Source organism: Sphingomonas sp. Leaf32, assembly GCF_001421765.1.
Taxonomy (GTDB): Bacteria; Pseudomonadota; Alphaproteobacteria; order Sphingomonadales; family Sphingomonadaceae; genus Sphingomonas.
Genome location: NZ_LMLA01000012.1, coordinates 37,985 through 58,773, shown reverse-complemented (window position 1 = coordinate 58,773; position 20,789 = coordinate 37,985). Strand labels below are relative to the sequence as shown.

The window sequence follows — 20,789 nt, the reverse complement described above, 5'->3', positions numbered from 1 at the left end:
CGACAAGGGCAAGCGATGCGCCTTGCTCCTACGCCCGCCGCCGCGATCGCGCACCTGGTCGCTCTGGCGCTGCCGCCGCGCTGTCCGGGGTGCGGGGTGGTGGTGGAGGCGGATCATCGCTTTTGCGCGGGCTGCTGGTCCGGCCTGCGGTTCCTGGGCGATCCGGCCTGCGCGGGTTGCGGCGTGCCGATGACGATCGATCAGGGGCCGGGGATGCGATGCGCGCCCTGTCTGACCAAGCCTCCGGTGCATGACGGGGTCCGGGCGGCGGTCGCCTATGGCCCGGTCGCGCGCGATGTCGCGCTGAAGCTGAAATATGGCGGACGGCTGGCGCTGGCGACGACGATGGCGCGGTTGATGTACCGGCATCTGGCGGCGGATGCGGACTGCCTGGTCCCGGTGCCGCTCCACCGTTGGCGGCTGTGGACGCGCGGCTATAATCAGTCGGTGCTGATCGCGGCGGCGTTGGGGCGGATGGGCGGCGTACCGGTGCTGCGCGATGCGCTGCGCCGGACCCGCGCCACGCCGTCGTTGCGTGGGCTGAGCGGCCGGGCGCGGGCCAGGGCGGTGCGCGGTGCCTTTATCGTCGCCGATCCGGCGGCGGTCGCCGGGCGATCGGTCGTGCTGATCGACGATGTGCATACCAGCGGCGCGACCGCCGACGCGTGTGCCACGGCGCTGCGCCGGGCGGGGGCGGCACGGGTCACGGTCCTGTGCTGGGCACGGGTCGTCGGTGCGGATGATTGACAAGGGGCGCAAGCGGACACAACTGATACGAATGGCAAGCATCCTCATCTACACCAAGGCCTTCTGCCCCTATTGCACGCGCGCCAAGCGGCTGCTCGACGACAAGGGCGCGGCCTATGAAGAGATCGACATCAGCATGGGCGGGCCGAAGCGGCAGGAGATGCTGGCGCGTGCCAATGGCCGGACGACGGTTCCGCAGATCTTCATCGGTGATACCCATGTCGGCGGGTCGGACGATCTGGCCGCGCTGGAGCGTGAGGGCCGGCTGGACGCGCTGCTGACGGCATGAAACTGGCGCTGCTCCAGATGACCGCCGGCATCGATCCCGATGCCAATGCGGCGGTGCTGGTGGATGCGATCGAGCAAGCGGGGGCAGCGGAGGCGACGATGCTGTTCACGCCGGAAATGTCCGGGCTGATCGATCGCGACCGCGAGCGTGCTGCCGCCGCGATCGCGACCGAGGCAGACGATCGCGTGCTGCGCGCGGTGCGGGATGCTGCGGCGCGAGCGGGCATCTGGGTCCATCTGGGGTCGCTGGCGGTCCGGCGGGACGACGGCCGGCTGGCCAACCGCGCCTATGTGATCGATGACGACGGCGCGATCCGTGCCACCTATGACAAGCTGCACCTGTTCGACGTCACGCTGCCGAGCGGCGAGAGCTGGCGGGAATCGGCCAGCTATGCGCCCGGTGAGCGCGCCTGCGTGGTGGCGACGCCGGTCGGGGCGATGGGACTGTCGATCTGCTACGACCTGCGCTTTGCCGACCTGTTCCGCGCGCTGAGCGATGCCGGCGCGACGATCCTGTCGGTGCCGGCGGCATTCACCGTGCCCACGGGGCAGGCGCATTGGCACGTGCTGTTGCGCGCGCGGGCGATCGAGGCGGGGGCGTTCGTCGTCGCGGCGGCGCAGGCCGGCGTCCATGCCGATGGCCGCGCGACCTATGGCCATTCGCTGGTGGTCGATCCGTGGGGCAAGGTGCTGCTCGACATGGGCGAGGCGGCGGGCATCGGCATCGTCGAGATCGATCCGGATCAGGTGGCGGCGGTGCGGGCGCGCGTGCCGGTGCTCGACCATCGCCGCGTGATCCCGCCGGTCGAGGTCATGCCGTGATCGTGTTCGACCTGCGCTGCGGCAATGCCCATGTGTTCGAGGCTTGGTTCGCATCGAGCGACGCCTATGCCGATCAGCGCGAACGGGCGCTGATCCGCTGTCCGATGTGCGACGATGTCGGCATCGAAAAGGCGGTGATGGCACCTAACATTGCGTCCAAGGGCGACCGGCCGTCCGGTCCGCCGCCCGAGGCGATGAAGGCCGCGCTCGCGGCGCTGGCGAAGGCGCAGCAGCAGGCGCTGTCGGGCAGCGAATGGGTCGGCCGCGCCTTTGCCGACCGGGCGCGGGCGATGCATGTCGGCGATGTGGACCGGGCGCCGATCCACGGGCAGGCGACGCGCGACGAGGCTAAGGCGCTGGTCGAGGAAGGGGTGCCGATCGCGCCGCTGCCGCTGCCGGTCGTGCCGCCGGAAAAGGCGAATTGACGCCTTGCTTTAGGGCAGCCGCTGCTTTTCAAACCCGATCCGTTTGCTTCGAGCCTGTCGAGAACCGTAGTCGAGAAGGCGGTGCCCCAAGCGAATAGTTCTCGACGGACGCTTCTCAACAAGCTCGAACCGGACGAATGAAGGCTACGCCTTGATTGGTAGTCGCAATACCGCGGGGCGGAAAACTGGTGGCCTCGGAGGGACTCGAACCCCCGACGCCCGCTTTAGGAAAGCGGCGCTCTGTCCAGCTGAGCTACGAGGCCATGGCGCCGCTCTATAATGCTCGTGGCCGCGACGCAATCCGGTCGATCAGCTGCCGCACTCCCAGCGCCCGTTGCGATAGATGCGCTCGCCGCCATCGGCAGTTCGCATGGTCAGGGTGGCGGGCCATTGCCGGGTCGAATCCGATGCCGGGTCGGCATTGGCGGCAGGGCGGTCGACGGTGAACGACACCTTGTCGCCCGCCAGGATGCCGCCGTTCTGGATGGCCTCGCGTCCCGGTGTCGCGGCGGTGATGCGGCGCAGGCGCTTTTCGAACTTGACCAGACCGTCCCCCTCGTCGCGGACCAGCAGCAGCACCGGGCCGCGCGGTACGGTGCGGAAGGAACAGCCCGAGCCGAGCAAGCCCTTATCTTCGAAATCGGCGAAGACCATCGGCTGCAATTCGGGCGCGGCATGGGGTTCGGGCGTGTCTGGCAGACCGCGGGCCGCAGCCGTTTCCGGCGTGGGAGCCGGTGCGACGCCGCCGACCGACCCCAAAGGCCGCGCGGAATTGGCCGCATTGGTGGTGGCTGGCGGTTCGGCGGAGCAGGCGGTGACCGCCGCTGCGGCGAGGAGGCAGGCGAGGGGGCGGATCATGGCGTTGCAACGTCCCGCGCCATGTCGCCGTTCCGTCATCCGCGCGCGATGAGCGACAACACTTCCTTGCGGCTGCGTTCGTCGTCGCGGAACACGCCCATCATCCGGCTGGTCGTCATGGTGACGCCCGGCGTGCGGACTCCGCGCGCGGTCATGCAGCCGTGCGTCGCCTCGATCACCACCGCGACGCCGCGTGGGCGCAGACCGTTCCAGATACAGTCGGCAACCTCCGCCGTCAGCCGTTCCTGCACCTGCAGCCGCCGGGCATAGCCGTGTAGGACGCGGGCGAGCTTGGAGATGCCGACGACATGGTCCTGGGGCAGATAGGCGATGTGCGCCTTGCCGACGATCGGCGCCATATGGTGTTCGCAGTGCGACTGGAACGGGATGTCGCGCAGCAACACGATCTCGTCATAGCCGCCCACTTCCTCGAACACGCGTTCGAGGTGACGGGCGGGGTCCTCGGCATAGCCCTGCGTATATTCCTTCCACGCCCGCGCGACGCGCAGCGGTGTGTCGAGCAGCCCTTCGCGGGTCGGGTCGTCCCCGGTCCAGCGGATCAGCGTGCGGATCGCGTCCGCCACATCGTCGGGAACCGGAATCTTGGGCGCCGGGCCGACCGGTTCGCCGCCTGCGGCATCGTCGTTCGCGTCACACATCCTGTCGTTCCATTCCCGATCTTCGACTCGTCGTCCGTGAGAGGGGCGATCCCCCTGTGACGCGGCAACTGTGGCTTCCATACCCGTTCGCCGATGAAAGCGTGCCGGGGATGCAGGTTGCCCGTTGACGCGGGATAGATGCTTCGTCACCAAATGCAACATGCATAGCCGGACCATATCGGCAGCTGAGGAAGAGGGGATGCCATGAAGAAGTTCCACCTGCTGACCGCGACAGCCCTGTCCATGGTCGCAGGCGCCAGCCCGGTGCTGGCGCAGACCACGCCGACGGCACCGCCCGCCACGACGACCGCACCGGCGGCACCGGGTGACGCTACGGCACAGGCGGACGACGACTGGGGGAACGAGATCATCGTGACCGCCAACCGCCGCGCCGAACCGATTCAGGACGTGCCGATCGCGGTGACGGCGGTGAACGCGCAGCTGCTCGACGATGCCGGCGTGCGCGACATTCGCGGTCTCGAACAGCTCGCCCCCTCGCTCCAGACCACGACCGGCCAGTCGTCGGCGGTATCGACCTCGCTGTCGATTCGCGGCGTCGGCACGGCGGGCGACAATCCGGGCTTCGAACCGGCGGTCGGCGTGTTCATCGACGGCGTGTTCCGCTCCCGCGCGGGCATCGCCATCGCCGAACTGCCGGAGATCGAGCGCGTCGAAGTGCTGCGCGGGCCGCAGGGCACGCTGTTCGGGCGCAATACCTCCGCCGGTGCCCTCTCCGTCACGACCGCCATGCCGAAGTTCGACCTGGGCGGCTATGTCGAGGGCGAATATGGCAATTTCAACGCCTATGAACTGAAGGGCGCGCTGACCGGGCCGGTCAGCGAACAGCTCGCGCTGCGGATCGATGGCGGCTATCGCAAGCGCGACGGCTATATCGAGGACGTCAATTCCGACCGCGCGTTCAACGACATCAACCGCTGGTACGTCCGTGGCCAGGCGCTGTACGACACCTCGGCATTCAGTTTCCGCCTGATCGGCGATTACTACAAGACCGACGAACAATGCTGCGGCGTGGTCAGCGGGACGCGGGGTGCCACGGCGGCGGCGATCCAGGCGATCGCGGCGCAGCAGGGCCGCACCGGCATCTATACCGGCGCGCCGTCCGATCGGAAGATGGCGGCATCGCCGAACCGCGACTATGGCGAGGCGGTGCGCGACTGGGGCGTGTCGGGCGAAATCAACGCCGACATCGGCGAATTGAAGCTGACCTCGATCAGCGCCTATCGCGACTTCCGCGTGCTGCGGAACCAGGACATCGACTATTCGGGCATCGATCGCGCCTATCGCGACGGATACCGCTCCGCGCTGCGCGACATCACGCAGGAAGTGCGGTTGCAGGGGCAGTTGTTCGACGGAAAGCTCGATTTCCTCGTGGGTGGTTTCTATCTCAACGAAAAGCTGAAGCTGCGCGACACGGTGCGATTGGGCAACGACGCCAACCGCTATGTCGACACGCTGCTCGCCGGCGTGCTCGGCGCGCCGCCATCGGCCGGTGGCATCGGGCGGCAGGCGCAGTTCTTCGGCAGTTTCAACGTGCCGACCTTCACCCAGCTGGTGACGTCGCTGCGCGGCGGGGCGGCGCTGCCGACCGGCACGGTGCCGCTGTTCGGTCAGCTGCTTTATGCGCAAAGCCCGCAGTTGCAGGCGGCGGCGCCGCCGGGATCGGCGCTGTTCAGCTATCTGAACACGCCGCTGACGCCGAACGTCGCGGGACAGGGCAACAATAACGACGATTTCCAGGTCGATACCAACGCCTTCGCGCTGTTCACGCACAACATCATCAACTTCAACGACAAGCTCTCTATGACCCTGGGCCTGCGCTATAATTACGAGCGCAAGGAACTGGCGGCGACGATCAACAGCAACCCGGCGGCGTGCGGCTTCTTCCTCGGCAACGATCCGCGTGCGGTGACATATCGCAACCTGATCCGTCAGGCGAGCCCGGCGCTGTTCCAGAACCTGTTCCTGCTCAGCTGCAATCCGGCGGTATCGAGCGAGTTCAACGGCAATTACAGCCATGACCGTTCGGAAAGCCGCCTGACCGGTACCGCCAAGCTCGCCTACAAGATCACCCCCGACATCCTCGGCTATGCCAGCTATGATCGCGGCTTCAAGTCGGGCGGCTACAATCTCGATCAGGCGAGCTTCAACACCACGGTATTGGGCGGCGACGGCGCGCAGGCGACCGATCTGGAGTTCGGGGCGGAAACGGTCGACAGCTACGAACTGGGCTTCAAGACCAGCGTGACGCGGCAATTCTCGTTCAACGCGGCGTTCTTCTACCAGAAGTTCAAGGGGTTGCAGTCGCTGATCTTCGCCGGCAACAGCTTCGTCGTGCAGAACGTGCCGAAGTCGACCGCGAAGGGGGTCGAGCTGGAATCGCTAATCCAGCCGATCCGCGAGCTGAGCTTCCGCCTGGGCTATACGCTGCTGAATGCGTCCTACGATGCCGACAACGACTTTAGCGGCACGCCGCTGCAGAACCAGAATGGCCGCCAGTTCCTGAACCAGCCGCGCAACGTCATAACGGTCGCAGCGACCTGGACCCCGCGCCTGACGAGCACGCTCAACGCGCTGTTCCATGTCGACATGCGGTATAACAGCGATGTGTCGATCGTCCGCGACGGCACCGGCACCACGCGGGTCGGCAATGACGGCTATCCGCTGCTGAACGGCAAGATCGGCGTCGCGACCGACGATCGCAGCAAGCAGCTGGAGTTCTTCGTCGAGAACATCACCAATCAATATTACAACATTTCCGGCTTCGCGATCCCGGAACAGACCGGCACCTATGGCGTATACCCCGCCATGCCGCGCTTCTATGGGGTGCGCGCCCGGTTCGGTTTCTGAACCGGACGGGGCTGAAATTACGCGTCGAAGGGGGAGTTTCGTGGGGTTGACGGTACGGTTTGTCGCAATTCCCCCGCGACAAGCGGTTCGGAACCTTGCATAACCATCGACCTGCCGCGCCCGCGAGGCGCGGTTCGCAGGGGGATTAGGAGGAATATTATGGCCAAGGAAACCACGACGACCGGCGGCGCCCGGGGCGGAATCGCGAAGCCGGTGACGCCGTCGGCCGATCTGGCGAAGATCACCGGCTCCGACCCGCTGCCCCGCAGCGAAGTCGTCAGCAAGATGTGGGAATACATCAAGAAGCACGACCTGCAGAACCCGAAGGACAAGCGGGAAATCCTCGCCGACGAAACGCTGGAAAAGCTGTTCGGCAAGAAGTCGTGCTCGATGTTCGAAATGAACAAGCTGCTCAGCGCGCACATGAAGTAACCGACGGGCGCCGACACCGGCGCTGTCTGTTCGCGAGAGCGCCGTCCGGGGGATGCCTCCGGACGGCGTTTTCGTTTCGTAAAAAAGCGTTGCCATCCCCGATTTCGGAACGCACATCCCGGCTGATCGGTTATGTCCGTATCGGACAAAACGTCCGACGCGGTTACCGGCCAATATGGGTCGGGGCCGTCCGCAGCAGGATAGGAGAGATGGCATGACATTCGGATTGGTCGGGCTGTTGCTGGGCATGGCGATGGGTTCGCCGGACGATGGGATGGCGCACAGCACGCGGATCGATCACCGCAGCGGCGCGGTGCAATCCGATTATGCGGCCAATGTTCAGGTCACGCATCAGCAGATCGGCACGGTCGGCGCGGGCGGGCGTCCATCGACGCTGCGCTGCCTGTGGCGTGCGGGACTGGTCGTCGAACGGCAGGCGCGACACCTGTCGGGATCGACGCTGGCCCGCTCGTTCACGCAGGACCGGGTGGCGGAAGGTAGCCGACCGGGCTGGTGCAGCACGCAGAAGGCGGCGATCGCCCGGGACGTCGCGGGCCGCAAGGAAGCGTTTCAGGCGCGGCTGATACGGTTGGCGCAGGAGGATCATCCGGTGCTGCACGCCGAAATCGACCGGATGCATGGGATGACGCAGGCGGGATGATCGGGCGGATCGCATTCGGCGTCGCGTCCTTGCTGGTAACGGCAACGGCGCAGGCGCAATCCCTGCCATCGGTCGGCGTCGAGGCGACGACCGACGAGCGGCGGCGCGGGCTGAGCTGGAGCGAGGGGCGGGCGTCCGTCTCGGGCGATGCTGCGCTGACGCTGGGCGCGGTCGAACTGGACGCGCGTGTGGCCGCGCTGCGCGGGTCGGTGCGGCAGGACGGGGCCGATGCCGTGGCCGATCTCGGCGCGGCGATCGTCAGCGATTTCGGCCCGGTGCAACTGCGCGGGCGGGCGATCGGCCATGTCTTTGCCGGGGCCGAGCGAGGCATGGACTATGCCGAGTTCGGCGGCGACGCGCGCTACACGCTAGGTCCGGTCGAACTGACGGCCGGCGCGCTCTATGCCCCGCCGCAGCGGGCGATCGGGGGCAGCAACCTGTACCTGTCGGCGCAGGCGGTGGCGGGGATACCGATGACCCCGTTCACGCTGGTCGGCGGGGTCGGACGATCGTCGGGGGCGGTCGATGACCCGGCGCGTGCTGACCGGCTGCGGCCGGGCGGGACCTATACCGACTGGCGGCTGGGCATCGAGCATGTGACCGGGCCGCTGACACTGGCGATCGATTATGTCGGGACCGACCTGAACGACGATCGCGTCGTCAGCCCGATCGACGACCGGCGGCACGGCGGCGACCGCATCCTGGGGCGGGCACGCTTCGCCTTCTGACGGGCCGCCCGCCGCTACACCGGGTCGTCGATCCGGCGCAGGCGGCGGATGCGCGGTTCGCGTTCCAGGTCGGCCTGTTCGCGGATCGATTGCCGCAGTTCGTCACGCTTTTCGTGGATCGACGCGATCACCGGTCCCATCGCGACGCCCAGGTCGACCAGCACCGCTTCCGATAATTGCAGCGAGCTTTCGAGCGTTTCGGGCACGGCATCGCTGACCCCGGCGGCGTAGAGTTCGGCGGCGTGCGTCGCGTCGCGCGCGCGGGCGAGGATGGTGAGGTTCGGCACCCAGCCCCGCACGCGCCGGGTCAGCCGCACCGTCAGCACCGGGTCGTCCATCGTCAGCACCAGCGCCGACGCCCGCCCCAAGTCGAGCCGGTCGACCAGTTCGGAGCGCGAGACGTCGCCGAACAGGATCGGATGCCCCTCCACGCGGGCCGTCGCGACGTTGTCGATGTCCGAATCGACGGCGATATAGCTTTTGCCGTGCGTCTTGAGCATTTCGGCGACAAGGCGCCCGACCCGGCCGAAGCCGATGATGACGACGCGCGCGCCGGCGGCGTCAAGCGGCGCTTCCTCCGGCGTCCCGACCCGGTGCTCGATCCGCCGCGACGCCCGCTTGCCCAGCGTTGCCAGCAGCGGCGTGATCGTCAGCCCGATCGCCGTTACCGTTTGCCAGAAGGAGGCGGTCGATGGCTGGATCAGCTGCGCCTGCGTGGCAGCTGCCAGCACGATCAGCGTGGTTTCCGACGGGCTGGACATCAGCAGGCCGGTTTCGGTCGCGGTGCCGGGGCGCACGCCGTTGAACCAGAGCAGGCCGCCCGTCACGGCGGCCTTCAGCACGACGACGCCCGCGATCGCGCCGAGCAGTTCGGACCAGTTGTCGGCGATCGTCGCGAGGTCGAGGCTCATGCCGACGGTGATGAGGAACACGCCCAGCGCCAGCCCCTTGAACGGGGCGGTGATGACCTCGACCTCGCTGTGATATTCGGTTTCGGCGATCAGCAGCCCGGCGAGCAACGCGCCCACGATCGGCGACAGGCCGGCAGCGGTGGTGACGAGGCTGGCGACGATCACGACCAGCAGGCTGGCCGACAGAAACAGCTCCGGGCTTTTCGTCCGCGCGGCCTGCGCGAACAGGCGCGGCAGGAACAGCCGGCCGGCGGCATAGAGGCCGACGACGCTCAGCGCGCCCCACATCAAGGTATTGGCCAAGCCGGCCCAGCCATCCTCGGTGGCGGTAGGAGCGAGTGCACCGAGCGCGAAGATGATCGGGACCAGCGCCAGATCCTCGAACAACAGCATCGAGAAGGCCGGTCGGCCGACTGGGCCGGTGGTGCCCGCCATCGGTAGCACTAGTGCGGTCGACGACAGTGCCAGCGCCAGGCCCAGGCCGATCGCGCCAGCCGTCGCCTGTCCCAGCGCCATCAAAGCGATCCCGATCAGCAGCGCCGATCCGAACAGTTCGGCGGCACCCAGCCCGAACACCTGCCGCCGCATCGCCCATAGCCGCTTGAACGACAGTTCGAGACCGATCGAAAACAGCAGCAGCACGATGCCGAACTCGGCAAAGGGTTCGATCGAATGCCGGTCGGTGATCGTGATGTGGAACAGCCACGGCGCCCGGTCGACCAGCGCGCCGAGGCCGAACGGCCCGACCAGCACGCCGACCAGGATGAACCCGATCACCGGGTTGACGCGAAACCGGGCAAAGGCCGGGATGACAAGCCCGGCGGCTCCCAGAATGACCAGCGAATCGCTGAACGGCGTCGAATCAATCGGCAATGGCATGGCGGCATTGTTGCGGACGCGGCGCGGTTGCAGCAACCGCTAACGTACGAACGGCGCCCATCCGATCGGATGGGCGCCGCTGGTAGACGCTAATCGACGGCGGGGTTCAGCCCTGCGCGCCCATCGCCGCTTCGAGGTTGACGCGAACCTGTTCGAAGAACTGTTCGGTGGTCATCCATGGCTGGTTCGGGCCGATCAGGATCGCGAGATCCTTGGTCATGTGGCCGGCTTCGACGGTTTCGATGCAGACGCGTTCCAGCGTCTCGGCGAACTTCGTCACCTCGGGCGTATCGTCGAACTTGCCGCGATACTTTAGACCACCGGTCCACGCGAAGATCGACGCGATCGGGTTGGTCGACGTCGCCTTGCCCTGCTGATGCTGGCGATAGTGCCGGGTGACGGTGCCGTGCGCGGCTTCCGCCTCAATCGTCTTGCCGTCCGGCGACATCAGGACCGAAGTCATCAGGCCCAGCGAGCCGAAGCCTTGTGCGACCTGATCCGACTGCACGTCGCCGTCATAGTTCTTGCAGGCCCAGACGAATTCGCCGTGCCACTTCAGCGCCGAAGCGACCATGTCGTCGATCAGGCGGTGTTCGTAGACGATGCCGGCCGCCTCGAACTGGTCCTTGAACTCGGCCGCGAACACTTCCTCGAAGATATCCTTGAAGCGGCCGTCATAGGCCTTGAGGATCGTGTTCTTGGTCGACAGATACACCGGCCAACCGCGGCCGAGGCCATAGTTCATCGACGCACGCGCGAAATCGCGGATCGATTCGTCGAGATTGTACATGCCCATGGCGACGCCGGCGGCGGGGAAGTCGAACACTTCCTCCTCGATCACCTGGCCATCGGTGCCTTCCCACTTCATGGTCAGCTTGCCGGCGCCCGGAACCTTGAAATCGGTCGCCTTGTACTGATCGCCGAACGCATGGCGGCCGACGACGATCGGCTTGGTCCAACCCGGGATCAGGCGCGGCACGTTCGAGATGACGATCGGTTCGCGGAAGACCACGCCGCCCAGGATGTTGCGGATCGTGCCGTTGGGCGACCGCCACATCTTCTTCAGGCCGAATTCCTCGACGCGCTGTTCGTCAGGGGTGATCGTGGCGCACTTCACGCCGACGCCATACTTCTGGATCGCCTTGGCGCTGTCGACGGTGATCTTGTCGTCGGTCTCGTCGCGCTTCTCGATGCCTAGGTCGTAATAATCGAGGTCGATTTCGAGATAGGGCTGGATCAGCCGCTCGCGAATCCATGCCCAGATGATGCGGGTCATTTCGTCGCCGTCGATCTCCACGACCGGGGTTTTGACCTTGATCTTCGCCATGCGCCTGCTCTCGATATAGTTGCGGTTGCCCGGGGCCTTACGGGGTCGTTCGCGCCGGATCAACCGCGTGGGGAGAGCAGGGCGGTTGTCAGCACGGCCCACCTTGGCTACACCACGCCTCATGGCATCGCTCGAAAAGCCCGCGGTCGGCAGCACGACCGTCAAGTGGCGCTGGCCCTCGGTTCATCCCGAAGGGCGCAAATACGTCCTCATCGCCGCCACCGTCACCGCCTTCTTCGCCTTCATGGCGTGGGAAACGCTGGCATGGCCGATGGGGCTGGTAACGCTCTGGATCGCTGCCTTCTTCCGCGATCCGGTCCGCACGACGCCGCAGGGCGACGGGCTGATCGTCGCACCCGCCGACGGACTGGTCACGATGATCCAGCGGGTCGAACTGCCGGTAGAACTGCGCGGTCCGGGCGGTCTGGGCGATCAGCCGCTGGTGCGCGTGTCGATCTTCATGTCGGTGTTCGACGTCCATATCAACCGCACGCCGATTGCCGGTAGCATCCGGCAGGTCGTCTATATCTCCGGCAAGTTCCTCAACGCCGATCTCGACAAGGCCAGCGACGAGAACGAGCGTCAGCATGTCGTCGTCGAAGGGCTGGACGGAAAGCGGGTCGGCTTTACGCAGATCGCCGGTCTGGTCGCGCGGCGCATCGTCAGCTTCGTGAAGCCGGGGGATTTCGTCGCGAGCGGCCAGCGGGTCGGGCTGATCCGCTTCGGCAGCCGGGTCGATGTCTTCCTGCCCGAGGGCATCGAACCGCAGGTCGCGCTGGGCCAGCGTAGCGTCGCCGGCGAGACCGTTCTCGGTCGGCCCGGCATCGCCGCCGCGACCGGCATCGCACAGTAAGATGCGTCGTCCTCTTCCCGTCCGGGGTATCCCGCTCCGCGCCCTTGCGCCCAACGCTGTCACGGCGCTGGCACTGTGCTCCGGTCTTACCGGCATCCGTTTCGCCATCGGGGGCGAGTGGGAACGCGCCGTCCTGATGGTGCTACTCGCCGGCGTCCTTGATGGACTGGACGGCCGCGTCGCGCGCCTGGTCCGGGGCGAGAGCAAGTTCGGTGCGGAGCTTGATTCGCTGTCGGACGCGATCTCGTTCGGCGTGTCGCCCGCGCTCATCCTGTATCTGTGGGCGTTGTTGGCCGAACCGCGCATCGGCTGGATCGTCTCGCTGGTCTATGCCGTATTCACTGCCCTGCGTCTGGCGCGCTTCAACGCGCGGATCGATGCCGACGATCAGCCGCATAAATCGGCGGGCTTCCTGACCGGTATTCCCGCTCCGGCGGGTGCGGGACTTGCGATGCTGCCGCTGTACGCATGGATATGGTCAGGCGAGGAACTGTTCCGATCGCCATGGCTGGTGGCGCCATGGGTCGCGTTCGTTGCGTTCCTGATGGTGTCCAGCCTTGCCACCTACAGCTGGTCATCGCTGAAGCTGCGCCGCAACATCCGCTTCGAAGCGATCGTCGGTGTCGTGGTCGTCGCCGCAGCCTTGGTATCAGCGCCGTGGCAGACGCTCACGATAGTATGCGTCGCCTATCTGGCGACGCTTCCGTTCAGCATTCGCAGCTATGCCCGGATCAGGCGGCAGCGCGAAGCGGCTGCGCTGCGGCCGTAGCTGCACGCTGGCGGATCACCCCGCGCCGCGACGTCAGATGTACCGGGGGGAGTGGATCGATCGTCCATTCCGGACCACGCCGCAACAGGCGCAGGATGCGGTCTTGAGCCGGCAGAATTGTTGCGACGATCGTTGCGACGGCAACGACGAAACCAAAGGCGAACAACGCAGAAACCAACAGGGCCATCTCGAAACTCCCCGATCATGCGATCATGAAATCGCAAGCCCCCACAACAGGTTGTGCGGTATCTTGTTCCATGATCCTCGTCTGAACCCTGTATGTTCTCATATCGTTCCAACGTCAAGCCTTGATCGTTACGCTGCGTTACGCTAAAGGCCGCCGCCTCAACCCCACATGGGAAGCGCTCATACCGGTGCCCGGGCCTTTGGCCTGATAGGGTTCCTGCTTCCCAGAGGATCAACCGGAAGGAATTATCCTATGGCGGCACCCGTCGTCACCATGCAGGCGCTGCTCGAATCGGGCGCGCACTTCGGCCACCAGACCCATCGCTGGAACCCGAAGATGAAGCCGTACATCTTTGGCGATCGTAACGGCGTCCACATCCTCGACCTGTCGCAGACCGTGCCGCTGTTCGCGCGCGCGCTCGAGTTCGTGTCGTCGACCGTCGCGTCGGGCGGCAAGGTGCTGTTCGTCGGCACCAAGCGCCAGGCGCAGGAGCCGATCGCCGAGGCCGCCCGCAAGTCGGGCCAGCATTTCGTCAACCACCGCTGGCTGGGCGGGATGCTCACCAACTGGAAGACGATCAGCAACTCGATCAAGCGTCTGAAGGCGCTCGAAGAGCAGCTGTCGGGCGACACGCACGGCCTGACCAAGAAGGAAGTGCTGAACCTGACCCGCGAGAAGGACAAGCTGGAGCTGTCGCTCGGCGGTATCCGCGATCTGGGCGGCATTCCCGACATCATGTTCGTGATCGACGCGAACAAGGAAGAGCTGGCGATCAAGGAAGCCAACACGCTGGGTATCCCGGTCGTCGCGATTCTCGATTCGAATGTGTCGCCGGACGGCATCGCCTTCCCGGTTCCCGCGAACGACGACGCGAGCCGTGCGATCCGCCTGTATTGCGAAGCCATCGCGATCGCCGCGACCCGTGGTGGTCAGCAGGCGATGGCGCATTCGGGCCGCGACCTGGGCGCGATGGACGAGCCGCCCGCCGAGGAAGCGCTGACCGCCGAGCCGGAAGCCGCTGTCGAAGCGTAAGCTGTCACGGAACTGACGTGCGGGCGGGGCAGGGCGAAACACGCGCTGCCTCGCCCGCAAGCATATCGAACACAAATCAGGAGCCAAGCCATGGCAGAAGTTACCGCCGCCGCCGTCAAGGAACTGCGTGAGCGCTCGGGCGCCGGCATGATGGATTGCAAGAAGGCGCTGACCGAAAACAACGGTGACATGGAAGCAGCCGTCGACTGGCTGCGGACCAAGGGCCTTGCCGCCGTCGCCAAGAAGTCGAGCCGTACCGCGGCCGAAGGTCTGGTCGGCGTTGCCGTCGCCGGGACCAAGGGCGTCGCCATCGAAGTCAACAGCCAGACCGACTTCGTCGCCAAGAACGACCAGTTCCAGAGCTTCGTTCGCGACGTCGTCGCGATCGCGCTGGAAAAGGGCGATGACGTCGAGGCGCTGAAGGGTCAGGCGATGCCGAACGGCGGCACCGTGGAGGACGCGCTGGTCGCCAACATCTCGACCATCGGCGAAAACCAGGTGTTGCGTCGTGCGAAGGCCGTCGAAGTCGCCAAGGGCGCGGTGATCCCGTACGTCCACAATTCGGCCGGCCCGGGCCTCGGCAAGATCGGCGTGCTGGTCGCGCTGGAATCGGACGCCGGTGTCGATGTTCTCGAACCGCTGGGCAAGCAGATCGCGATGCACATCGCCGCTGCCTTCCCGCTGGCGCTGGACGAGAGCGGTCTCGACCAGGACATTCTGGAGCGTGAACGGCAGATCGCGACTGAAAAGGCCGCCGATTCGGGCAAGCCGGCCGATATCATCGCCAAGATGGTCGAAGGTTCGGTGAAGAAGTTCGCCAAGGAAAACGCGCTGCTGAGCCAGCCGATCGTGATGGACGGCAAGACGCCGGTCGCCGATGTCGTCGCGAAGGCGGCCAAGGATGCCGGCACGACCATCGTGCTGAAGGACTATGTCCGCTTCCAGCTGGGCGAAGGCATCGAGAAGGAAGAGAGCGACTTCGCCGCCGAAGTCGCCGCCACGGCCGGCCTGACCAAGTAAGGTCTACCGCCGACCCGGCATCGGCAGGGGCCGCAAGTGCGACATGCGCTTGCGGCCCCTGTCGTATCCGGTCCGTCGCATCGGCCAATGGCCGCTTGGCTTTGCAGGCGGTCACGGCTAGGGTCCGCCGCGCTTCCGATAGACCAACTTTGCAGGTTCCATGACCCGTCCCCGCTTCAACCGTATCCTTTTGAAACTGTCCGGCGAAGTGCTGATGGGCTCCGGCCAGTTCGGCATCGATCCCGCGATGTGCGACCGTGTCGCGCGGGAGATCAAGGCAGCGCGGGGCGAGGGGCATGAGGTTTGCGTCGTGGTCGGCGGTGGTAATATCTTCCGCGGCGTCGCCGGTGCCGCGCAGGGCTTCGAGCGCGCGAGCGCCGACTATATGGGTATGCTCGCGACCGTGATGAACGCGCTCGCCATGCAGAACGCGCTGGAGCAGATCGGCGTCGAAACCCGGGTCCAGTCGGCGATCCCGATGGCATCGGTATGCGAACCCTATATCCGTCGCCGCGCGGTGCGGCACATGGAGAAGGGCCGCGTCGTGATCTTCGCCGCCGGCACCGGCAGCCCGTTCTTCACCACTGATACCACCGCTGCGCTGCGCGCCGCCGAAATGGGCTGCGAGGCGCTGTTCAAGGGCACCAGCGTCGACGGCGTGTATGATGCGGACCCCAAGAAGGTGCCGACCGCGAAGCGTTATGACACGCTGGGCTTCGGCCGGGTGCTGGCCGACGACCTGAAGGTCATGGACGCGTCGGCCGTGGCGCTGTGCCGTGACAACAATATCCCGATCGTCGTCTTCAACATCCGTGACGAAGGCAACCTTGCCGCCGTGCTGGCGGGTGAAGGTGTGTCGACGATCGTTCAGAACAACGCTTGATTCAGAAGGAAGTCGGTTATGGCCGCATATAACAAGGCCGATCTGGAACGCCGGATGGCCGGTGCCGTGGAATCGCTGAAGGGCGATCTGAGCGGCCTGCGCACGGGTCGTGCATCGGTGTCGCTCCTCGATCCGGTCACGGTCGAGGTGTACGGCGCGCACATGCCGTTGAACCAAGTCGCGACCGTCTCCGCGCCCGAACCGCGCATGTTGTCGGTGCAGGTGTGGGACAAGTCGAACGTCGGTCCGGCGGACAAGGCGATCCGTTCGGCGGGCCTCGGCCTCAACCCGATTGTCGATGGTCAGACGCTGCGCCTGCCGATTCCGGACCTGACCGAGGAACGTCGCAAGGAACTGGCGAAGCTGGCCGGCAAGTACGCGGAGTCGGCACGCATCGCGGTGCGCAACGTGCGTCGCGATGGCATGGAAAGCCTGAAGACCGACGAGAAGAAGGGTGTCTATTCGGAAGACGAGCGCAAGAAGCTCGAAACCGAAGTGCAGAAGATGACCGACGCGACGATCGCCGACATCGATTCCTCGGCGGATGCCAAGGAGAAGGAAATCCTCGGCAAGTGACGTCGTTCGCCGCGCGCGCTCCGGTGTCGTCGGCCGATGCCGCCGAACCCGGTTTGCCTTCCCCCTCCTCCATCCCCCGTCATGTGGCGATCATCATGGACGGCAATGGCCGTTGGGCGAAGGCCCGGCGTCTGCCGCGTGTCGCCGGCCATCGGCAGGGCGTGGAGGCGGTGCGGCGCATCACGCGGGCCGCGCGCGAACAGGGGATCGAGGCGCTGACGCTCTACGCCTTCTCGTCCGAGAACTGGCGTCGACCGGAGGAGGAAATCGGCGACCTAATGGGGTTGCTGCGCCATTTCCTGAAGAACGAGATCAACGAGCTGACGCGCGAAGGCGTCCGGCTGCGCATTTTGGGGAACTACCGCGCGCTCAAGCCCGATCTGGTGAAGCTGATCGACGATGCGATCGCGCGTACCGCGACCAATACCGGCCCGATCCTTGCCATCGCGCTGAACTATGGTGCGCAGGCGGAGCTGGTCGCGGCGACGCGGCGGCTGGCCGAGAAGGTCGCGGCGGGAATGCCGGTATCGGCGATCGACGAAGCGGCGATCGATTGCGAACTCGACACCCATGGCCTGCCGCCGCTCGACCTGATGATCCGCACGTCGGGCGAACATCGCCTGTCCAATTTCCTGCTGTGGCAGGCGGCCTATGCCGAATTGCTGTTCGTCGACACGCTGTGGCCCGATTTCGACGGCGACGCGCTGGCGCAGGCCATTGCCGCCTATGGCAAGCGGCAGCGTCGGTTTGGGGGCCTGTGACGTCCGATCCGGTAGCGCGGCGCAAGTCCGATCTGGCGACGCGCACGCTGGCCAGTATCGGGATGATCGCGGTCGCGGCGACTGCGCTGTGGCTGGGCGATTTCGTGTTCTGGCTGCTGGTCGCGATCGGCACGCTGTTCATGATGGCCGAATGGGCCGACCTGCATAAAGTGTCGCGTAAGCATAAGCGCCTGGCGCAGTTCGCGCTGACCGTGCCGCTCGCCATCCTGTCGCCGCTGGCGGCGGGGGCGAGCTTTCTGGCGCTGGGCCTGATCGTGGGCGCGGCGTTCTTCGTCGTTATTACGACACGGCTGCCGGGGCTGGCACGGGGCATCGTTTATTGCGGGGCGCCGGCGCTGGCGGTCGTGTTCCTGCGTGGGCAGGCGGACGGGCTGTTGCTTGCCTTCTGGGCGATGGCGCTGGTCTGGGCGTGCGACATCGGTGCCTATTTCGCGGGCCGGTCGATCGGTGGGCCGAAGCTTGCGCCGACGATCAGCCCGAACAAGACCTGGGCCGGGTTGATCGGCGGCGTCATTGCCGCGTCGGTGCTGGCGGGGGTGCTGCAATATGCCGGCCTGCCGCTGCACCTCGTGCTGGCGACGCCGTTGCTGGCCGTGCTGGCGCAGGCCGGCGACCTTTATGAAAGCCAGTTGAAGCGCACTGCCGGGGTCAAGGATTCGGGCAACGTCCTGCCCGGCCATGGCGGCGTGCTGGATCGACTGGACGGACTGGTTCCCGTCGCGCCCGCCGCGGCGCTGATGGTATTGGCGGGGCTGTACTGGGTATGAAGCGGGTTACCATTTTGGGCGCGACCGGATCGGTCGGCTCGTCCACGCTCGACCTGATCGAACGGACGCCGGACGCTTTTGAGGTCGAGGCGCTGACCGCACATCGCGACGTCGGCAAGCTGGCGGCGGCGGCGCGGCGGGTCGGTGCGGCGCTGGCGGTGGTCGGCGACGAAGCGTGCCTGCCCGCGCTGGGCGAGGCATTGGCCGGCTCGGGGATCGAGGCGGCGGGCGGTACGCAGGCGGTGATCGACGCGGCGGCGCGTCCGGTCGACTGGACCATGGCGGCGATCGTCGGCACGGCCGGGTTGAAGCCGGTCATGGCGGCACTTGCGCGCGGTGGTGCGGTGGCGCTGGCGAACAAGGAGGCGTTGGTCTCGGCTGGCGACGTGATGATGGCGGCAGCTCGCCAAGCCGGCACCACGCTGCTCCCGGTCGACAGCGAACATAACGCGGTCTTTCAGTGCCTCGACGATTGTCCGCCCGATCGCATCCGTCGGATCATCCTGACCGCCAGCGGCGGTCCGTTCCGTGAACGATCGCTGGCGGAGATGCGTGACATCACGCCCGAACAGGCGGTGGCGCATCCCAACTGGTCGATGGGCGCGAAGATTTCTGTCGATTCGGCGACGATGATGAACAAGGGCCTCGAACTGATCGAGGCGTATCACCTGTTCCCGGTGACGCCCGACCAACTCGACGTGCTGGTCCACCGCCAGTCGGTGATCCATTCGATGGTCGAATATGTCGACGGGTCGACCCTGGCGCAGCTGGGGTCGCCCGACATGCGCGTGCCGATCGCGCACGCGCTGGCATGGCCCGACCGGATGGCGACACCGTGCGAACGGCTCGACCTAGCGCGGATCGGGCGGCTGGATTTCGAGGCACCCGACATGATCCGCTTCCCGGCACTGGCATTGGCCCGCGCGGCGCTGTCGGCGGGCGGGGGGCGTCCGGCGATCCTGAACGCGGCGAACGAGGTCGCCGTCGCGGCGTTTCTTGATCGCAGGATCGGCTTCCTCGAAATTGCCGCAATCGTCTCGGATGTTCTGGATCGCTTCGATCCGCCGAAGCCGCAGACGATCGACGCCGTGCTGGCGATCGATACGGAGGCACGAGCATTGGCGGGCGAGCGTGTGAAGGACAGCGTCGCTTGATCGAATCCCCCGGACTGCCGATGACGATCATCGCGTTCCTGCTGGTGCTGGGACCGCTGGTTTTCCTGCACGAGCTTGGCCATTATGCCGCCGGACGCTGGTTCGGCGTGAAGGTCGATGCGTTCTCGGTCGGGTTCGGCCGGGAAATCGCGGGCTTTACCGATCGGCATGGTACGCGGTGGAAGTTCGGATGGCTGCCGCTCGGCGGCTATGTCCGCTTTGCCGGCGACATGAACCCGGCGTCGCAGCCGGATGCTGAATGGCTACAACTGCCCGCGCACGAGCGCGCACGGACGTTTCAGGCGAAGCCGGTATGGCAGCGCGCGATCATCGTCGCGGCGGGACCTGCGGTGAACCTGTTGCTGGCCGTGCTGATCCTCGGCGGCTTTGCGGCGGCATATGGTGTCGATCGGACCCCGGCGACGATCGGCGGCGTGGTGCAGGGCAGCGCGGCGGATCGTGCCGGATTGCAGCCGGGCGACCGTATCGCTTCGCTCGACGGGCGATCGATCGAGACGTTTTCCGACCTGTCCTTCTTCACCGCACTGCATCCGGGTGAACGGGTCAGCGTCGACTATGTGCGCGGCGGCGTGGAGCGATCGACCGACGCCGTGATCGGGTCGGTGGTGCAGCGTGACCGCTTCGGCAACGAAGCGAAGATCGGCCGCTTCGGCATCGAACGCGGCGACCCGGTCTATGCCCCGCTGCCGCTGTGGCAGGCGCCGATCGAAGGCACGCGGATGGTCGGATCGATCCTGCGCGGGACGGTCGACGGCCTGTGGCAGATCATCACCGGCAGGCGTTCGATGGATGAAATGGGCGGGCCGCTGCGCATCGCCAAGACGTCGGGCGAACAGCTCTCGCTCGGCTGGCCGGCGTTGGTGACGTTCGTGGCGTTCGTGTCCATTAATCTGGGATTCATCAACTTGTTGCCAGTTCCGATGCTCGATGGCGGGCATCTGTTCTTCTACGCCATCGAAGCGGTGAAACGCGGGCCGGTCCGTCCGCAGACGATGGAATGGGCGTTCCGCGGCGGATTGGCGCTGTTGCTGGCATTGATGATATTCGTCACGGTGAACGATCTGGGGGCGTTCGGCGTGTGGCGTGGGCTGGCCGGCTTGATCGGCTGACGCGGTTAGGGCAGGGCGCATTCGTCCTGTT

At 66.3% G+C, this 20,789-nt stretch carries 23 protein-coding genes and 1 tRNA gene; 18 read left to right on the top strand and 6 right to left on the bottom strand.

The features are described from left to right. Positions 1–15: 15 nt before the first annotated feature. Genes ASE83_RS16060 through ASE83_RS16045 form a run of 4 tightly spaced genes read left to right on the top strand, consistent with a single transcriptional unit; the run spans position 16 to position 2,282 of the window. Positions 16–747: a ComF family protein gene (locus ASE83_RS16060; RefSeq protein WP_055792646.1), complete on the top strand. Its 732-nt coding sequence runs from the start codon at positions 16–18 to the stop codon at positions 745–747. Positions 748–778: 31 nt separating this feature from the next. After that, on the top strand, positions 779–1,036 hold the full coding sequence (gene grxC, locus ASE83_RS16055; protein ID WP_055792642.1) for a glutaredoxin 3: 258 nt from the start codon (positions 779–781) through the stop codon (positions 1,034–1,036). Next, entirely contained in the window at positions 1,033–1,857 is an 825-nt protein-coding gene (locus ASE83_RS16050; protein ID WP_055792640.1) for a carbon-nitrogen hydrolase family protein, read from the top strand. Before grxC ends, ASE83_RS16050 begins: the two co-directional genes overlap by 4 nt. Next, complete coding sequence (locus ASE83_RS16045; protein WP_055792637.1) at positions 1,854–2,282, top strand: DUF1178 family protein; 429 nt, start codon at positions 1,854–1,856, stop codon at positions 2,280–2,282. Before ASE83_RS16050 ends, ASE83_RS16045 begins: the two co-directional genes overlap by 4 nt. A 186-nt stretch (positions 2,283–2,468) precedes the next feature. On the opposite strand, the gene ASE83_RS16040 is transcribed toward ASE83_RS16045, so the two are convergent. From ASE83_RS16040 to folE, 3 genes are all read right to left on the bottom strand, one after another. Continuing rightward, positions 2,469–2,545, bottom strand: a tRNA-Arg gene (locus tag ASE83_RS16040). Positions 2,546–2,591: 46 nt separating this feature from the next. Continuing rightward, complete coding sequence (locus ASE83_RS16035; RefSeq protein WP_055792634.1) at positions 2,592–3,140, bottom strand: hypothetical protein; 549 nt, start codon at positions 3,138–3,140, stop codon at positions 2,592–2,594. 35 nt (positions 3,141–3,175) lie between these two features. Next, a complete protein-coding gene (folE, locus tag ASE83_RS16030) occupies positions 3,176–3,799 on the bottom strand; it encodes a GTP cyclohydrolase I FolE (RefSeq protein ID WP_055792631.1) in 624 nt (207 codons plus the stop codon). Between the two features lie 204 nt (positions 3,800–4,003). Between folE and ASE83_RS16025 the strand changes: the two genes are divergently transcribed. The 4 genes from ASE83_RS16025 (at position 4,004) to ASE83_RS16010 (ending at position 8,488) form a co-directional block, all read left to right on the top strand. Then, positions 4,004–6,667, top strand: a complete 2,664-nt coding sequence (locus ASE83_RS16025) for a TonB-dependent receptor (protein ID WP_055792628.1) — start codon at positions 4,004–4,006, stop codon at positions 6,665–6,667. Positions 6,668–6,826: 159 nt separating this feature from the next. Then, positions 6,827–7,099 carry an SWIB/MDM2 domain-containing protein gene (locus ASE83_RS16020; RefSeq protein ID WP_055761337.1) on the top strand — a complete coding sequence of 91 codons (273 nt, stop codon included), beginning with the start codon at positions 6,827–6,829 and terminating at the stop codon, positions 7,097–7,099. Between the two features lie 214 nt (positions 7,100–7,313). Further along, positions 7,314–7,760, top strand: a complete 447-nt coding sequence (locus ASE83_RS16015) for a hypothetical protein (protein ID WP_055792625.1) — start codon at positions 7,314–7,316, stop codon at positions 7,758–7,760. Then, positions 7,757–8,488, top strand: a complete 732-nt coding sequence (locus ASE83_RS16010; RefSeq protein ID WP_055792622.1) for a TorF family putative porin — start codon at positions 7,757–7,759, stop codon at positions 8,486–8,488. The genes ASE83_RS16015 and ASE83_RS16010 overlap by 4 nt, the downstream gene beginning before the upstream one ends. A gap of 14 nt (positions 8,489–8,502) precedes the next feature. Here the strand turns inward: ASE83_RS16010 and ASE83_RS16005 are convergent, their stop codons facing one another. Both ASE83_RS16005 and ASE83_RS16000 read right to left on the bottom strand, forming a co-directional pair. Continuing rightward, entirely contained in the window at positions 8,503–10,278 is a 1,776-nt protein-coding gene (locus ASE83_RS16005) for a cation:proton antiporter domain-containing protein (protein WP_055793023.1), read from the bottom strand. 106 nt (positions 10,279–10,384) lie between these two features. After that, positions 10,385–11,605 (bottom strand): NADP-dependent isocitrate dehydrogenase, encoded by a 1,221-nt coding sequence (locus ASE83_RS16000; RefSeq protein ID WP_055792619.1) that lies wholly within the window; start codon positions 11,603–11,605, stop codon positions 10,385–10,387. A gap of 121 nt (positions 11,606–11,726) precedes the next feature. Here ASE83_RS16000 and ASE83_RS15995 point away from each other — a divergent pair, with 121 nt between their 5' ends. Next, on the top strand, positions 11,727–12,458 hold the full coding sequence (locus tag ASE83_RS15995) for a phosphatidylserine decarboxylase (protein ID WP_055792614.1): 732 nt from the start codon (positions 11,727–11,729) through the stop codon (positions 12,456–12,458). Position 12,459: 1 nt separating this feature from the next. Next, positions 12,460–13,227 carry a CDP-alcohol phosphatidyltransferase family protein gene (locus ASE83_RS15990; RefSeq protein ID WP_055792611.1) on the top strand — a complete coding sequence of 256 codons (768 nt, stop codon included), beginning with the start codon at positions 12,460–12,462 and terminating at the stop codon, positions 13,225–13,227. Here the strand turns inward: ASE83_RS15990 and ASE83_RS18660 are convergent. Continuing rightward, a complete protein-coding gene (locus ASE83_RS18660) occupies positions 13,190–13,414 on the bottom strand; it encodes a hypothetical protein (protein ID WP_055792607.1) in 225 nt (74 codons plus the stop codon). The genes ASE83_RS15990 and ASE83_RS18660 overlap by 38 nt on opposite strands. 252 nt (positions 13,415–13,666) lie before the next feature. Here ASE83_RS18660 and rpsB point away from each other — a divergent pair, with 252 nt between their 5' ends. The 8 genes from rpsB to ASE83_RS15950 all read left to right on the top strand — a co-directional run bounded on the left by rpsB (position 13,667) and on the right by ASE83_RS15950 (position 20,758). Then, positions 13,667–14,446, top strand: coding sequence for a 30S ribosomal protein S2 (rpsB, locus tag ASE83_RS15985; RefSeq protein ID WP_055792604.1), 780 nt, complete (start codon positions 13,667–13,669; stop codon positions 14,444–14,446). A gap of 90 nt (positions 14,447–14,536) precedes the next feature. Beyond that, complete coding sequence (gene tsf, locus ASE83_RS15980; RefSeq protein ID WP_055792601.1) at positions 14,537–15,466, top strand: translation elongation factor Ts; 930 nt, start codon at positions 14,537–14,539, stop codon at positions 15,464–15,466. 160 nt (positions 15,467–15,626) lie between these two features. Next, positions 15,627–16,349, top strand: coding sequence for a UMP kinase (pyrH, locus tag ASE83_RS15975; RefSeq protein ID WP_055792598.1), 723 nt, complete (start codon positions 15,627–15,629; stop codon positions 16,347–16,349). An 18-nt stretch (positions 16,350–16,367) separates the two neighbouring features. Then, positions 16,368–16,925 (top strand): ribosome recycling factor, encoded by a 558-nt coding sequence (gene frr / locus ASE83_RS15970; protein ID WP_055792595.1) that lies wholly within the window; start codon positions 16,368–16,370, stop codon positions 16,923–16,925. Between the two features lie 23 nt (positions 16,926–16,948). After that, entirely contained in the window at positions 16,949–17,686 is a 738-nt protein-coding gene (locus ASE83_RS15965; protein ID WP_082443437.1) for an isoprenyl transferase, read from the top strand. After that, positions 17,683–18,474 carry a phosphatidate cytidylyltransferase gene (locus tag ASE83_RS15960; protein WP_055792592.1) on the top strand — a complete coding sequence of 264 codons (792 nt, stop codon included), beginning with the start codon at positions 17,683–17,685 and terminating at the stop codon, positions 18,472–18,474. The genes ASE83_RS15965 and ASE83_RS15960 overlap by 4 nt, the downstream gene beginning before the upstream one ends. Then, a complete protein-coding gene (locus ASE83_RS15955) occupies positions 18,471–19,628 on the top strand; it encodes a 1-deoxy-D-xylulose-5-phosphate reductoisomerase (RefSeq protein ID WP_055792589.1) in 1,158 nt (385 codons plus the stop codon). The genes ASE83_RS15960 and ASE83_RS15955 overlap by 4 nt, the downstream gene beginning before the upstream one ends. After that, positions 19,625–20,758: a M50 family metallopeptidase gene (locus ASE83_RS15950; RefSeq protein ID WP_055792586.1), complete on the top strand. Its 1,134-nt coding sequence runs from the start codon at positions 19,625–19,627 to the stop codon at positions 20,756–20,758. The genes ASE83_RS15955 and ASE83_RS15950 overlap by 4 nt, the downstream gene beginning before the upstream one ends. Positions 20,759–20,789: the final 31 nt, after the last annotated feature.